This is a genomic window from Thiocapsa sp., from assembly GCF_035467215.1.
In the GTDB taxonomy this organism is placed as follows: domain Bacteria; phylum Pseudomonadota; class Gammaproteobacteria; order Chromatiales; family Chromatiaceae; genus Thiocapsa.
The window spans coordinates 1-15,031 of the sequence record NZ_DATITZ010000105.1; the positions used below are offsets into that span (position 1 = coordinate 1).

13 protein-coding genes and 1 other RNA gene are annotated in these 15,031 nt (G+C 66.4%); all 14 read left to right on the forward strand.

The genetic code is table 11. The annotated features are described in order from the left end of the window. Positions 1-181: 181 nt before the first annotated feature. The 14 genes from rnpB to VLR48_RS06090 all read left to right on the forward strand — a co-directional run bounded on the left by rnpB (position 182) and on the right by VLR48_RS06090 (position 15,031). An RNA gene (rnpB, locus tag VLR48_RS06025) (RNase P RNA component class A) lies at positions 182-552 on the forward strand. 344 nt (positions 553-896) lie between these two features. Then, complete coding sequence (mraZ, locus tag VLR48_RS06030) at positions 897-1,352, forward strand: division/cell wall cluster transcriptional repressor MraZ (RefSeq protein ID WP_325290910.1); 456 nt, start codon at positions 897-899, stop codon at positions 1,350-1,352. Between the two features lie 8 nt (positions 1,353-1,360). Further along, the gene (gene rsmH / locus VLR48_RS06035) at positions 1,361-2,293 is read left to right on the forward strand and encodes a 16S rRNA (cytosine(1402)-N(4))-methyltransferase RsmH (protein WP_325290911.1); all 933 of its coding nucleotides are present in this window, start codon (positions 1,361-1,363) and stop codon (positions 2,291-2,293) included. Then, the gene (gene ftsL, locus VLR48_RS06040) at positions 2,290-2,580 is read left to right on the forward strand and encodes a cell division protein FtsL (protein ID WP_325290912.1); all 291 of its coding nucleotides are present in this window, start codon (positions 2,290-2,292) and stop codon (positions 2,578-2,580) included. Before rsmH ends, ftsL begins: the two co-directional genes overlap by 4 nt. Further along, complete coding sequence (locus VLR48_RS06045) at positions 2,567-4,336, forward strand: peptidoglycan D,D-transpeptidase FtsI family protein (protein ID WP_325290913.1); 1,770 nt, start codon at positions 2,567-2,569, stop codon at positions 4,334-4,336. The genes ftsL and VLR48_RS06045 overlap by 14 nt, the downstream gene beginning before the upstream one ends. Beyond that, on the forward strand, positions 4,333-5,586 hold the full coding sequence (locus tag VLR48_RS06050) for a Mur ligase family protein (RefSeq protein ID WP_325290914.1): 1,254 nt from the start codon (positions 4,333-4,335) through the stop codon (positions 5,584-5,586). Before VLR48_RS06045 ends, VLR48_RS06050 begins: the two co-directional genes overlap by 4 nt. Continuing rightward, positions 5,586-6,956, forward strand: coding sequence for a UDP-N-acetylmuramoyl-tripeptide--D-alanyl-D-alanine ligase (locus VLR48_RS06055; RefSeq protein WP_325290915.1), 1,371 nt, complete (start codon positions 5,586-5,588; stop codon positions 6,954-6,956). Before VLR48_RS06050 ends, VLR48_RS06055 begins: the two co-directional genes overlap by 1 nt. Next, a complete protein-coding gene (gene mraY, locus VLR48_RS06060; protein ID WP_093033456.1) occupies positions 6,957-8,039 on the forward strand; it encodes a phospho-N-acetylmuramoyl-pentapeptide-transferase in 1,083 nt (360 codons plus the stop codon). A 112-nt stretch (positions 8,040-8,151) separates the two neighbouring features. Next, positions 8,152-9,504 (forward strand): UDP-N-acetylmuramoyl-L-alanine--D-glutamate ligase, encoded by a 1,353-nt coding sequence (murD, locus tag VLR48_RS06065; protein WP_325290916.1) that lies wholly within the window; start codon positions 8,152-8,154, stop codon positions 9,502-9,504. Continuing rightward, positions 9,501-10,715: a putative lipid II flippase FtsW gene (ftsW, locus tag VLR48_RS06070; protein WP_325290917.1), complete on the forward strand. Its 1,215-nt coding sequence runs from the start codon at positions 9,501-9,503 to the stop codon at positions 10,713-10,715. Before murD ends, ftsW begins: the two co-directional genes overlap by 4 nt. Continuing rightward, entirely contained in the window at positions 10,700-11,794 is a 1,095-nt protein-coding gene (gene murG, locus VLR48_RS06075; RefSeq protein ID WP_325290918.1) for an undecaprenyldiphospho-muramoylpentapeptide beta-N-acetylglucosaminyltransferase, read from the forward strand. The genes ftsW and murG overlap by 16 nt, the downstream gene beginning before the upstream one ends. Further along, on the forward strand, positions 11,791-13,221 hold the full coding sequence (gene murC, locus VLR48_RS06080; RefSeq protein WP_325290919.1) for a UDP-N-acetylmuramate--L-alanine ligase: 1,431 nt from the start codon (positions 11,791-11,793) through the stop codon (positions 13,219-13,221). The genes murG and murC overlap by 4 nt, the downstream gene beginning before the upstream one ends. After that, positions 13,218-14,093: a UDP-N-acetylmuramate dehydrogenase gene (gene murB, locus VLR48_RS06085; RefSeq protein WP_325290920.1), complete on the forward strand. Its 876-nt coding sequence runs from the start codon at positions 13,218-13,220 to the stop codon at positions 14,091-14,093. The genes murC and murB overlap by 4 nt, the downstream gene beginning before the upstream one ends. Then, positions 14,090-15,031, forward strand: a complete 942-nt coding sequence (locus VLR48_RS06090) for a D-alanine--D-alanine ligase (protein WP_325290921.1) — start codon at positions 14,090-14,092, stop codon at positions 15,029-15,031. The genes murB and VLR48_RS06090 overlap by 4 nt, the downstream gene beginning before the upstream one ends.

Sequence of the window (15,031 nt, forward strand, 5' to 3'; positions counted from 1 at the left end):
CGTTGTCGTTGTCGTAATCGACCATCGGATACGACAACGACAACGACAACGACAACGACAACGACAACGACAGCGAGCAGTCTCGACACATCTGCAGTGTTCCATGATGTTGTGCCGACGGGGCATACGTTCGCGATCGACCGAGACCCGCAGCCCCGGTCGGCGCTATACTTCTCGGCTGGGAGTCGGCCGGACAGTCGCGCTCGCCGTTCGCGGCGAGGGAGGAAAGTCCGGGCTCCATAGGGCAGGGTGCCAGGTAACGCCTGGGGGGCGAGAGTCCACGGAAAGTGCCACAGAAAAGATACCGCCGACCCCGTCTTCGTGACGGGAGGTAAGGGTGAAATGGTGCGGTAAGAGCGCACCGCGCTGGTGGCAACAGCAGCGGCAGGGTAAACCCCACCCGGAGCAAGACCAAATAGGGGGCATGCAGCCCTGCGCTGCAGCGCGCGGCCCGCGCGTGCTCCCGGGTAGGTCGCTCGAGGCGTACGGTGACGTACGTCCCAGATGAATGACTGTCCCCGACAGAACCCGGCTTACAGGCCGGCTCCCAGACCCTTCCCCGGCCCCGTCCCGGGATCCGACCGACGGCAGCCGCGCTGCCGCATCCCCGTCGTCTGAGACTCTCCTGTAAAACCTCTTCAGCTTTACCTGTTAGTTGCATGAAAAGAAATGCGTTACGCAGACGTTATGCTGTGCTTGGTGCTCCGCATCTAAGTTGCTGTCTGTCAAGAATTAAAGCCGCGCATTACCTTGACGATCCCGTTTGGCAGCTCTAAGATGAGGCTCAAGTGGGGGAAAGTGGGGAATTAGGGAATTAGGGAATAGGGGGATAGGGGATAGGGGCTAGGGGATAGGGGAAGTGGTCGCCTGGCGCAAGTCACCACGGGGGGCGGGCCGTGTTTCGGGGGGTCTTCATCGTCAATCTCGACGTCAAGGGGCGTCTTGCGGTTCCTGCAAAGTACCGCGAGCGGCTGCAGTCGTCGTGCAACTCCCAACTCGTCGTCACCGTCGATCGCGACCGCTGTCTCCTGCTGTACCCGGAGCCCGAGTGGGAGTTGATCGAGGCGAAGCTCGCCGCACTTCCCGCATTCGACAACACGGCCCGTGCGATCCAACGCCTCTATATCGGCAACGCACAGGAGGTCGAGATGGACGCCCAGGGCCGAATCCTGCTGCCGCAGTACCTACGTGATTTCGCCTCGCTTGACAAGCGAGTCGCCTTCGTCGGTCAAGGCTCGAAGTTCGAACTTTGGGACGAGCCCGCATGGAACGCGCGCAACGAAGCGGCGCTCGGCGATGCGGGAATCGGAGAGTTGGCCATGGCAGCCGGGCTCGGTTCCTTGACGCTTTGAGTGTTCCTTTGATCGAACAACAACATCTGCCGGTTCTGCTGGAGGAGAGTGTGCACGCCTTGGTCGTGGATCCGAACGGCATCTATGTCGACGGCACCTTCGGGCGCGGCGGGCACAGTCGTGCCGTTCTGGCGCGTCTCGGCGAGGCCGGTCGATTGATCTCGATCGATCGCGATCCCGAGGCGGTCGATGCGGGGAGCGAGCTTGCGCGTACCGATCGGCGATTCACGATGGTGTCCGGGCGCTTCGGCTCGATCACCGAGCTGCTCGCGCACGTCGGCGTCCAAGGCAAACTCTGCGGCCTGCTGTTGGATTTCGGGGTCTCCTCGCCTCAGCTCGACACGGCGGAGCGCGGTTTCAGTTTTTCTTCCGAAGGTCCGCTGGATCTGAGGATGGACCCCACCCGCGGCGAATCGGCCGCGCAATGGCTGGCGCATGCGTCCGATGCCGAGATCGTCCAAGTCCTGTTCGACTTCGGCGAGGAGCGTTTCGCCAAACGGATCGCGCGCAATATCGTCGCGCAGCGCAGCGAAAGCCCCTTGACGACGACGACCCAGCTCGCCGCCTTGGTTGCGCGGTCGGTGCCGACGCGCGAGCCCGGCAAGCACCCGGCAACGCGGACCTTCCAGGCCCTGCGCATCCGGATCAACGACGAGCTCGAGGAGATTCAGGATTGCCTGCGTCAATCCTGCGACCTCTTGGCCCACGCCGGACGGCTGGTCGTCATCAGTTTTCACTCGCTGGAGGACCGTATCGTCAAGCGTTTCATGCGCACGGAGTCGCGCGGCCCCGCTCTGCCCAAGGGGCTCCCGGTGACCGCCGAGGAATCGCGCGGGCGCTTACGCATCCTCGGCAAGCCGGTGCGCCCTTCGCCCGCCGAGGTCGCATCCAATCCCCGTGCACGCAGCGCCATCATGCGCGTCGCGGAGCGCCTCTCATGAACGCCCGCCCGCTGTGGATTCTGGTCGCTTTGGCGTTGGCCGTGACACTCTCGGCGATCGCGGTGGTGTACACCAAGTACCAGACGCGAATCCATTTCGGTCATTTGCAGGAGCTGCGCGCCCAACGCGACGCCGTCGACGTGGAGTGGAATCGGCTCCGCCTCGAGGAGGCCGCACTCTCGACGCACGTTCGGGTCGAGCGCAAGGCCAGGGACCAGCTCGGCATGTTCAATCCAAGGTTCGAGGATGTCTTGATGATCGAGGAGGTCGGCCGTGTCTACCCGTAATCGCCGTGCTCGACGTCCCGAGCCGCGGCACGCCAAGCCGAATCTCGCGCTGCGTCGCCGCCTGTTGGTCGGTGTGCTGTCGAGCGCCTTCCTCGTCCTCTCGGCGGCGGTCTTCTATCGTCAAGTCGTCGAAACCGACTATCTGCGCAGCGAAGGCGAGCGCCGTTACCTGCGTGTGGGCGAGATCGCCGCGCGCCGCGGCATGATCACCGACCGCAACGGCGAGCCGCTGGCGGTGAGCACCCCGGTGGAAACGGTCTGGGGCGAGCCGCGCAAGCTGGTCGAGCGACGCGATGCGATCCCGCCGTTGGCCATCGCGCTGGGGCTTGAGCCGAAGGAGCTGCAGGAGCGGCTCGACGCCACCGCGGAGCGCGGGTTTCTCTATCTCAAGCGGCGTGTCAGCTTCGAGGAGGCGCGGGCGGTGCGGCAGGTCATCGCCGATCACGATCTCGCGGGCGTGGACTTCGAGACCGAGTACCGTCGCTTCTATCCGGGTGTCGAGGTCTTCGGGCACGTCCTCGGGTTTACCGACATCGACGACAGCGGCCAAGAGGGCATCGAGCTCACGTACGACTCCTGGCTGAAGTCCGAGCCCGGCTTGCGTCGGGTGATTCGCGACGGCCGGCAGCAGATCGTGCAGGAGATCGAGCAGGTCCGCGCGCCGAGCCAGGGTGCGGATCTCGCGCTCAGTCTCGACCGACGCCTTCAGTTCCTCGCCTATCGCGAGCTCAAGGCCGCCGTGGCCGAGCACAAGGCGGTCGGTGGGACGCTGGTGGCCTTGGATGTCGAGACCGGCGAGATCCTCGCGATGGTCAACCAGCCGGGCTATAACCCGAACGCCCAGCGCGGCGGCAGCAGCGAGCGTCGCCGCAATCGGGCCGTGACCGACGTCATGGAGCCGGGCTCGACGATCAAGCCGTTTGTCGTGGCTGCCGCACTGGAGCGGGGTTTGATCAAGCCGACGACGACGATCGCGACGCGGGGCGGGTCGTTGGCGGTCGGGAGCAACACCGTCAAGGACGTACGCAACTACGGCAACCTCGATGTGACCGGGGTCATCACCAAGTCGAGCAACGTCGGCGTCGTGAAGATTGCCCAGATGATGAGCTATGGCGATCTTTGGGGGCTTTACGATCAGCTCGGCTTCGGGCACGCGACGGATGTCGGCGTGCCTGGCGAGAGCCGCGGCGTGCTGCGCCATCATTCGACATGGCGCGTCTTCGAGCATGCCACCCAAGCCTTCGGATACGGCTTGTCCGTCACGGCACTGCAACTGGCACAAGCCTACGGCGTGTTGGCCGCCGACGGCGTCAAGCGCCCGGTGTCCTTGTTGAGGCGGGATCCCGCGTCGCCCGTGCCTGCGGGCGAGGAGACGCGTGTCCTCAGCGCCGAAACGGCGCGCAAGGTGCGGGCGATGATGGAGACGGTGGTCTCGGATCAAGGCACGGCGAAACGTGCCGCCATCACCGGCTATCGGGTCGCCGGCAAGACCGGAACGGCCAAAAAATCGGCAGGGCGCGCCGGCTACGGCGGCGGGCGCTACCAAGCGGTGTTCGCCGGTTTTGCGCCGGCGGGCTCGCCGCGCCTGGTGATCGCCGTGATGATCGACGAGCCGAAAGGCAAGGCTTACTACGGCGGCCTCGTCGCCGCGCCCGTCTTCCAGAAGGTCATGGAAGGGGCTCTGCGTCTGTTCAATGTCCCGCCTGACGATCCGCAGCCCTCGATGCTTTTGGCGCGACGCGAGGTCAAGCCATGATGGCGGACCGCGTCCTCGGCTCGCCGAACGCATGCCCGGAGACCTTCGCTATCACCGGGGCGCGCGGCAAAACCAGCGTCGCCCACGCGCTTGCGCAGGTGTTGGCCGTCGAGTTGCCCTGCGGTGTCGTCGCCACGGTCGGTCATGGGTTTCCAGGCGACCTCAAGGCGACAGGCGAACGCGACCTCGGCAACCTCGAGTCGATGCTCGAGGGGCTCTGCTCCCGCGGCGCCCGGGCCGTCGCTGTCGAGGTCTCCTTCGACGCCCTCGCGCGCTCCCGAGCGGAAGACCTCCATTTCAGCCATGCGCTCTTCACCGGACTCGACGGCGTCGCCCCTGGGGAAGCAGGCGACATGGCCGAGTCGCCGGCCATCGCCGAGGCCATCTTGCACCTCTTCCGGTCTCCGGATCTGAAGTGGGCCGTTCTGAATCTGAGCGATCCCTTTTCGAAGACCATCCTGAACGCACTGCCCGCGGGGGTTTCGGTAGCGGGTTTCGTGGCGGATGCGAACACCGCGCCGCCCGACGACGCCCTGTTGGCCGCATGCGACATCTGCATCCGTGCCCGATCGATCGCTCCGATGCCGAGAGGTCTGCGTCTGCGCGTCGCCTGCGAGACGCGGGATGCCTGTGCCGAGGCGGATCTCGCCGTTGGTTTGATGGGCGCCTTCAATGCGGCCAATCTTCTTGCCGTCATGGCCGTGCTGCTCGCGCGCGGCCTTCCGCTCGAGCGCGCTGCACGGGAGTCGAGTCGCATCCAGTGCGTGCCGGGCCGGATGGAGTGCTTCGGCGGCGAGCAGACGCCGCTGATCGTGGTCGACGAGGCCCGGACACCGGCCGCACTCGATACGGCGCTCGTGAATCTGCGCAAACACGGCCCGCGGCGCATCTTCACGGTCTTCGGTTGCGAGGGCGAGCGTGATCCCCGCGTACGCCCCGTTATGGGGTCTATTGCCGAGCGTCTGAGCGACGAGCTGATCCTTGCCGACGACAACCCGCGCGGGGAGTGCGGCGATGCGATCATCGCGGATATCCTCGCCGGCGTCGTCAATCCGAGCCGGGTGCGGGTGCAACGCCGACGTGGTCTCGCGATCCGCACCGCAATGGCCCTGGCCGGTATCGGCGATGCCGTGCTCGTCGCCGGCAAAGGTCACGAGACGATCCAGGAGATGGGCGAGCTCAAGGTGCGTTTCAGCGATCGCGCCCAGGTCGTCGAGGCCCTGCGCGAATGGCAGGAGGGCCGCCGGTGATGTGGTCTCTTGCCCAAGCCGTTGCTCGCGCCGGCGGCCGTCTCGAAGGAGAAGATCGCCGCTTCGTCTCGGTCGGTACCGACAGCCGTGCCGATTGCAGTGGTCAGCTCTTCGTCGCCCTGCGCGGCGAGCGCTTTGACGGTCATGACCACGTCGCCGCCGCCCGGGCTGCCGGTGCCGTCGCGGCAATGGTCGATCACCCGCTCCCGGTGGACCTGCCGCAGTGGATTGTCGAGGACACCCGCTGCGGGCTCGGGGCACTCGCCGCGGCCTGGCGTGACGTCTTCCCGGGGCGGATCGTCGCCATCACGGGGAGCAACGGCAAGACCACGGTCAAAGAGATGGTCGCCGCCATCCTCGCGCAGGTCGGCAGCGTCCGCGCGACCCGCGGCAATCTGAACAACGATATCGGGATGCCTCTGACCCTTTTGAGCGCTCGGGACGAGACCTTCCTCGTCCTTGAAATGGGGGCCAATCATCACGGCGAGATCGGCTACATGACCGACATCGCGCGTCCCGATGTTGCACTTATCACCAATGCCGGACGCGCTCACTTGGAGGGCTTCGGCAGCGTCGACGGCGTCGCCCATGCCAAAGGCGAGATCGCCCGCGGTCTGCCGACCGACGGGGTTTTCGTCTTCGCAGGCGACTCCCCTTACGCCGGCCTCTGGCGCGAGCTGGCCGAGGGTCGCCGTGTTCTGACCTTCGCTCTGGAGGGTAGTGCGGATCTCCGGGCCGACCTCCGGGCGGATCGCTCGGCAATCCGGGTCGAGTGGACCGAGGCGGGTTTCGGCACCCATGTCGTCGCCCATCACGACGGCAAGGCGATCCCGATCGACCTGCGTCTGGCCGGCGAGCACAACGCCCGCAACGCCTTGGCCGCAGCCGCGACGGCGCTGGCGCTCGGGGTCGCGCCGGGCGCGATCCAGGCGGGCCTCGCGACCTTGATGCCCGTGAAGGGTCGTCTCTGTCCCCTTCGGTGTGGCGAGGTCGGTGTCATTGACGACACCTACAACGCCAACCCGGATTCGATCGCCGCAGCGATTCAAGTCCTCGCGGGCCTGTCGGGCCGGCGCTGGCTGGTCTTGGGAGACCTTGCCGAGCTGGGTCCGGAGGCGGATGCACTGCACCGCGAGATCGGCGAGCGCGCGCGCGACGCCGGCATCGATCGTCTTTTCAGCGTGGGTGTCCTGAGCACGTCGGCGGCGTCCGCCTTCGGCGACGGCGCACGCCATTTCACCGACCAAAGGGATCTCGTACGCGCGCTCCGGACCGAGCTGTCCGCAGGTGACCGTATCCTGGTCAAGGGCTCGCGCTCCGCCCGGATGGAGCAGGTCGTCGAGGCGCTGGGCGCCGTAGGAGAGAGTTAGGTGTTGCTTTACCTTGCCGAATGGCTGTCCCAGTTTCAGACCGGATTCAATGTCTTCCGGTATCTGACCCTGCGCGCCATCATGGGCGTGCTCACGGCGCTCGCGATCGCTTTGCTTGTCGGCCGACCGATGATCACCCGTCTGCGCGCCTACAAGGTCGGCCAGATGGTGCGCGACGACGGCCCGCAGAGTCATCTGTCCAAGGCCGGTACGCCGACTATGGGCGGTGCCCTCATCCTCGTCGCGGTCGCGGTCAGCACGCTGTTGTGGGCCGATCTGGACAACCGCTATGTCTGGATCGTGCTCCTGACTACGCTGGCGTTCGGCCTGGTCGGTCTGGTGGACGACTACAAAAAGCTGGTGCTGCGCAACCCGCGCGGATTGGCGGCGCGCTGGAAGTATCTCTGGCAGACCGTCGCGGGTTTTGCCGCGGCGATCGCGCTCTACGTCACCGCAGGTTCTCCGGCGGAGACCGAGCTGCTGATTCCGTATCTGAAGGATGTCTCGATCCAGCTCGGGCCCTGGTTCATTCTGCTGACCTATTTCGTGATCGTCGGGGCCAGCAACGCGGTGAATCTGACCGATGGGCTGGACGGACTCGCCGTCATGCCCACAGTCTTGGTCGCCGGCGCATTGGCGGTCTTCGTCTATGCCGCGAGTCATGGCCCGATCTCCAGCTATCTCCTGATCCCGCACATCCCGGAGGTCGGGGAGCTGGTCGTCTTCTGCGGCGCCTTGGTCGGCGCGGGGTTGGGGTTTCTCTGGTTCAACGCCTATCCGGCGCAGGTCTTCATGGGCGACGTCGGCGCACTGGCGCTCGGGGCAGCGCTCGGTGTGGTTGCGGTGGCGGCGCGGCAGGAGCTGGTGCTCTTCGTAATGGGCGGCGTCTTCGTGGTGGAGACCATCTCGGTGATGATGCAGGTGATGTCTTTCAAGCTCACCGGCAAGCGCATCTTCCGGATGGCGCCGATCCATCATCATTTCGAGCTCAAGGGTTGGCCCGAGCCGCGTGTCATCGTCCGTTTTTGGATCGTGACCGTGGTGCTGGTTCTGGTCGGTCTGGCGAGTCTGAAGATCCGGTAAGCGCAGCGACAGCATTGGGTTCGTGTAGGCTTTGATTCGACGGGGGGGGAATGAAAGCGATCGAAACGGACAATCGCGGCACAGGTCCGCGCATGTCTTGCGAGCAGGTAGGATGAGTCGGCTGTCCGAAACCGCGAAGACCCTGGTGGTCGGGCTCGGTAAGACAGGACTCTCCTGTGCCTGTTATTTGCGCTTGCAAGGCATCGCAACGGCCGTGACCGACTCGCGCGAGAATCCGCCCGGTTTGCAGCAATTGCTTGACGAGATGCCGGAGGTCGCGGTCTTCGTCGGCGGCTTCGAGCCCGAAGCCTTCGCAGCCGCCGCGCGTCTGATCGTCAGTCCGGGTGTTCCCGTCTCCGACCCCTTGATTCGGGATGCGATGGCACGCGGTGTCGAGGTCATCGGCGACATCGAGCTCTTCGCTCAGGCCGCTCAGGCGCCGATCTGTGCCATCACCGGATCGAACGGCAAGAGCACGGTCACGACGCTGGTCGGGCAGATGGCCGCGGCCGCCGGGGAGCGTGTGTCCGTCGGGGGAAACCTCGGCGAGCCGGCGTTGGGTTTGCTGGGCGCCTCGGCGGAGCGCTATGTCCTTGAGCTGTCGAGCTTCCAATTGGAGACCACCTTCGGTCTCGGCGCCGATGTGGCGGTCGTGCTCAATATCTCGGCCGACCACATGGACCGCTACCCGGATCTGGATGCCTATGCGCAGACCAAGGCGCGCATCTACCGGGGGGCGCGGGTCGCCGTCGTGAATCGCGACGATCCGATCGTCGCCGCGATGCCGCGGGAGGCCGAGCTCGAGATCGGATTCACCCTCCGCGAGCCGACGGGCAGCGACTTCGGGCTGCGCGTCCACGACGGGGCGCGTTGGCTCTGCCGCGGGACGCAGCCCCTGATGCCGGCCTCAGAGGTCCGCATCCCGGGGATTCACAACCTGGCGAACGCCCTTGCAGCCTTGGCGCTGGCATCCGGTTGCGGCCTGCCGATGGAGCAGTCCTGCGCGGTTTTGCGTCGTTTCTCCGGTCTGCCGCACCGCAGCGAGCTGGTCGCCGAGCGCGCCGGCGTGCGCTGGTACGACGATTCCAAGGGGACAAATCCGGGGGCGACCGTGGCGGCACTTGAAGGGTTGATTCCTCCCGGGAGCACCGGCCGCGCAGTCCTGATCGCCGGCGGCGAGGGCAAGGGTGCCGACTTCGCGCCGCTGCGCTCGGCGGTCAAGCGCACCGTACGCGCGGTGGTCCTGATCGGACGCGACGCCGGGCTGATCGCGCAGGTTTTGGACGGAGAGGTCCCGCTGTTGGAAGCCGCGAGCATGCAGGATGCGGTCGCTCGGGCGGCGGAGATCGCCCGGCCCGGCGATACGGTTCTCCTCTCGCCGGCCTGCGCCAGTTTCGATATGTTCGACAGCTACGAGCATCGCGGGCGAGTCTTCGCCGAGGCGGTGCGGGGGCTCGGAGCATGACAGTCGCTGCCCGCCAGGTGCGTGGAAATCCAGCGCGCAGCGCACAACGCAGGCGCGAGCGTTCGATCGCCGGGGTCGACTTCCCCTTGCTCTTTTGTGCCTTGGGGTTGGTGGCATTCGGCTTTGTGATGGTCGCCTCGGCATCGATGTCGATCGCGTCCAACTGCTGCGACGATCCCTTCTATTACGTGACGCGCCACGGTTTTGCGCTGGGCCTCGCGTTGACCGCGGCTGTCCTGGCCTACAGCGTGCCCGTCGAGTGGTGGGAACGCGGCGGGGTCTGGCTTTTCCTGTTCGGTCTCCTGTCGCTCGTCCTGGTGTTGGTGCCGGGTGTGGGCCGCGAGGTCAACGGCGCGACGCGCTGGATCCCGCTCGGCCCGCTGAATCTTCAGCCTTCCGAGCTGGTGAAGTTGTTCGCGATCATCTACGTGTCCGGATACCTGGTGCGTCATGCCGAAGACGTGGTCAACCGGATCTCGGGATTTATTCGGCCCATGATCCTGATCGGCATCGCCGGTGCGCTGATCCTGCAACAGCCTGATTTCGGGACCACTGCGGTCATGCTGGCGACCGTCATGGGCCTGCTGTTTTTGGGCGGTGTCAGCCTCATGCCCTTCGTGGTCTTGTTCCTGGTCGTCGCCGCCGGGCTCTTGGTGCTCGTCATCATCTCGCCCTATCGATTGCAGCGTGTCACCTCCTTTCTCGATCCCTTTCAGGATCCCTTCAACACGGGCTACCAGTTGAGCCAGGCATTGATCGCCTTCGGCCGGGGCGAATGGCTCGGTGTGGGGCTGGGCAACGGCATCCAAAAGCAGTTCTTCCTTCCGGAGGCCCATACGGACTTTATCGCGTCGGTCGTGGGCGAGGAGCTCGGTCTGGTCGGAATGCTGCTGCTGATCGCGGCTTTTGCGTTTCTGACATGGCGAGCCTTTTCGATCGGCGCGCGCGCGCAGGCTGCCGGCGAGCGTTTCTCCGCCTATGTTGCCCAGGGGATCGGGCTGGGTCTCGGTCTGCAGGCCTTCGTGAACATCGGCGTGAATGTCGGGATGTTGCCGACCAAAGGGCTGACGCTCCCCTTCATGAGCTACGGCAGCAACAGCCTGATCGCCGCCTGTATGTCGATCGCGATCCTGCTGCGGATCGATGCGGCCGTGCGCCGAATCGAGGTCGAGAAGGGACCGACACGGGGGCTGCCATGGGTACGAGCGTAGCCGTCATGGCCGGCGGTACCGGCGGGCATGTCTTTCCCGCGCTCGCGGTCGCCGAGCGTCTGCGCGAGCAGGATGTGGGTGTCTTCTGGATCGGCACGCGTCGCGGGATGGAGTCGCGCCTGGTGCCCGAGCACGGCTTGGAGATGGAGTGGATTCGCATCGAGGGACTGCGCGGCAAGGGGATCGCTCAGATCCTCGGCGGCCCCTTCAAGATCGCGGTTGCACTCTGGCAAGCCGCGCGGATCCTGCGTCGACGTCGTCCCTCGGTGGTGCTGGGGATGGGTGGATTCGCCTCCGGTCCCGGTGGTCTGGCCGCTCGGATGTTGGGTCTGCCGCTGGTGATCCACGAGCAGAACTTCGTGCCCGGGATGACCAATCAGTGGTTGGCGCGGATTGCGACGCGGGTATTCGAGGCATTTCCGGGGAGCTTCCCGGGTGCGCGTGGTGCGCAGGCTTGCGGAAATCCGGTGCGCCGCGCGATCGTCGATCTGCCTCCGCCGCGCGAGCGTCTGTCGCGGCGCCGCGCGGAGGGGACTGCCGAGCCCGCTCGACTGCTGATTCTGGGTGGCTCGCTCGGCGCGCAAGTCCTCAACGAGATGGTCCCCGCCGCGCTGGCGGGGCTGCCGACGGAGCTGCGTCCGCGCGTGCGCCATCAGGCCGGCGAGCGCACGATCGACACCGCACGGGCGGGCTATCGGGCGGTCGGTGTGGAGGCCGAGGTCGTTCCCTTTATCAACGACATGGCCGAGGCTTACGGTTGGGCCGATCTGGTTGTCTGCCGGGCCGGCGCGCTCACCGTCTCGGAGCTGGCCGCCGCCGGCGTCGCCTCGGTCTTGGTGCCTTATCCGTTTGCGGTCGACGACCACCAGGTCGGCAACGCCCGCTACCTGGCCGATGTCGGGGCGGCGCGACTCGTCATTCAGCGCGATCTGACCGTTGCCGGTTTGACCGCGCTGCTCCATGAATTGCTGGGCGATCGCGAGACCCTGTCGGCGATGGCCGATGCGGCCCGCGAGCGCGCGCAGCCGGATGCCGCAGGACGGATCGCGGCTGCTTGTTTAGAGGTTGCCGGTCGATGAACGCACATCTTCAACATACCGCCGCTCGGATGGGTCGGGTTCGCCGACTCCACTTCGTGGGGATCGGCGGCTCCGGGATGAGCGGCATCGCCGAGCTGATGGCCAATCTGGGCTACGAGGTCGCGGGGTCGGATCTGCGCGAGAGCGATGCGACGCGTCGTCTCAAAGGGTTGGGTGTCGAGATCTTCATCGGTCACCGGGCCGAGCAGGTCGCGGATGCGGATGCCGTCGTGGTGTCGAGCGCGATCGACGAGACCAACCCCGAGATCCAAGGGGCTAGAGCCGGGCGCATCCCGATCGTGCGCCGTGCCGAGATGTTGGCCGAGCTGATGCGCTTCTATTACGGCGTCGCGGTGGCGGGCACGCACGGCAAGACCACGACGACGAGTCTGGTCGCGAGCATCCTCGCCGAGGGCGGACTCGATCCGACCTTCGTCATCGGCGGTCGGCTCAACAGTGCAGGCGCCAATGCGAAGCTGGGGACGACCAAATATCTGGTTGCCGAGGCCGACGAGAGCGATGCCTCCTTCCTCTATCTGCAGCCCATGATCTCGATCGTCACCAATATCGATGCCGATCACATGCGCACCTACGGCAACGACTTCAATCGGTTGCGCAGCACCTTCATGGAGTTCCTGCACCATCTGCCCTTCTACGGGCTTGCGGTGCTCTGTATCGACGACGACGAGATCCGCGCCCTGATCGAGACGGTGCCGCGCCCGGTGCGGACCTACGGCACGCGTCCGGAGGCCGACGTGCGCGCGGTCGAGATCCGGCAGGACGGCATGCGCACCCGTTTCCGCGTCGAGGCGCGCGACCTCGAGTCGCCGTTGGAGATCGATCTGAACCTGCCCGGTCGGCACAACGTGCTGAACGCCCTGGCCGCCATCAGCGTTGCACTCGAGCTGGGTGTCGAGGAGGAGGCGATCGCGCGCGCCTTGTCTCGGTTCGAAGGGGTCGGGCGTCGCTTCATGATGAGCGAGCTGACGGACAAGCGTGGTCGCCGAGTGCTTCTGGTCGACGACTACGGGCACCATCCGCGCGAGATCGCGGCCACCTTGGCGGCGGCGCGTGCGGGATGGCCCGGATGCCGGCTGGTCTTGGTCTTCCAACCCCATCGGTATTCGCGGACGCAGGAGCAGTTCGAGGACTTCGTGGCGGTCTTGTCCAGCCCCGACGCGTTGGTCTTGTGCGAGGTCTACCCGGCCGGCGAGGCGCCGATCGCGGGTGCCGACGGGCGTGCATTGAGCCGTGCGATCCGCACGCGCGGCGAGCTGGATCCGGTCTTCGCACAAGCGAGCGGCGAGGTTCCGGGACTTTTGGACAACCTGGTGCTCGACGGGGATATGGTGCTGGTGATGGGTGCCGGCGACATCGGTGGCCTGGCGGCGCGTCTGCCCGGCCTGATGGCCCGGTCGGAGGCATGATGGGCGAGCTGCGCGAGCGCGAGCCGCTCTCCCGCCACACCAGTTGGCGGGTCGGCGGGCCTGCGCGCCGCTTCTATCGGCCGACCGATGCGGCGGATCTGTCCGCCTTCCTGGCGCGGCTCGATCCGCGGGAGCCGCTCTTGTGGCTCGGGCTCGGGAGCAATCTGCTGGTGGACGACGCCGGTTTTCCCGGCACCGTGATCCAGACACAAGCCTGTTTGACACGTCTGGAGCGAAGGGGTGTGACCGGGATCGATGCCGAGTCCGGTGTCTCCTGCGCCAAGGTGGCCCGTTTCGCCGCGCGGCACGATCTGGTCGGGTGCGAGTTTCTGGCCGGAATCCCCGGCACCATGGGCGGCGCGCTGGCGATGAATGCGGGCGCCTGGGGCGGCGAGACCTGGGCGCATGTGGTCTCGGTGCGGACTATCGATCGCGTCGGTCGGATTCGCGAGCGTGTGCCGGGGGATTTCTCCATCGGCTACCGCGAGGTCCTCGGACCGCCCGGCGAGTGGTTCCTGGACGTCGCGCTCGAGCTTGCCCCCGGCGACGGCAAGGCGGGGATGGCGCGGATCCGCGAGCTGCTCGACCGGCGTGCGCAGACCCAACCCGTGGGGCTTCCGAGCTGCGGATCGGTGTTCCGCAATCCTCCGGGCGATCATGCCGCGCGCCTGATCGAGTCGGAGGGGCTCAAGGGTTATCGAATCGGTGGTGCTCAAGTGTCCGAGAAACACGCGAATTTCATCATCAACACGGGCGAGGCCAGTGCCGCGGACATCCGCGAGCTGATCGACCTGGTGCAGCGCCGGGTCGAGGACGCCACCGGCGTCCGATTGGTGCCAGAGGTCAAACGAATCGCCGGAGAGCAACCATGACACCAGAGAAAATCCAGGCGCGCGCTCGGTTCGGCAAGGTCGCGGTGCTCCTCGGCGGGCGCGCGGCGGAGCGCGAGATCTCGCTCAAGAGCGGCAGTGCCGTGTTGGCCGCCTTGCTGCGTCAGGGCATCGACGCCCATGCGCTGGATCCGGACGAGCGGGTTCTGGAGCATCTGCGCATCGGCGGCTTCGATCGCGCCTTCATCATCCTGCACGGGCGCGGCGGCGAAGACGGTCAGATCCAGGGCGCCTTGGAGACCATCGGGATGCCCTACACGGGCTCCGGTGTGCTGGGCTCGGCGCTGGGCATGGACAAGTATCGCTGCAAGCTGGCTTGGACGGGCTGCGGCCTGCCGACGGCCGCCTCGGTGCTGCTGCGCACGGAGGCCGATCTGGCCGGTGCCGAGGCGTTGGGCTTTCCGCTCATGATCAAGCCGGTTCACGAGGGTTCGAGCATCGGGATGGCGCGGGTCGAGGACCGGGCCGCACTCGCCGATGCCTGGCGCGCGGCACGCGGTTACGACGCACTTGTCCTCGCCGAGCGTTGGATTCAGGGGGCCGAATACACCTGTGCCGTGCTCGGACAGGAAGCGCTCCCTATGATCCGGCTCGAAACGCCGCACGCCTTTTACGACTTCGAGGCCAAGTATCGGGCCGACAGCACGCGCTATCACTGTCCCTGCGGTCTGCCCGAAGCGGATGAGTCGCGCTTGCAGCGACTCGCGCTCGACGCCTTCGCGGCGACCGGTGCGAGCGGTTGGGGCCGTGTCGACCTGATGGTCGACGGGAGCGGCGAGCCGTTCCTGCTCGAGATCAACACGGTGCCGGGCATGACCGATCACAGCCTCGTGCCGATGGCGGCGCGCGCGGTCGGGATCGACTTCGACGAACTGTGCTGGCGGGTGCTCGAGACGAGCTTCGCCCGCGAGCGGACGTGA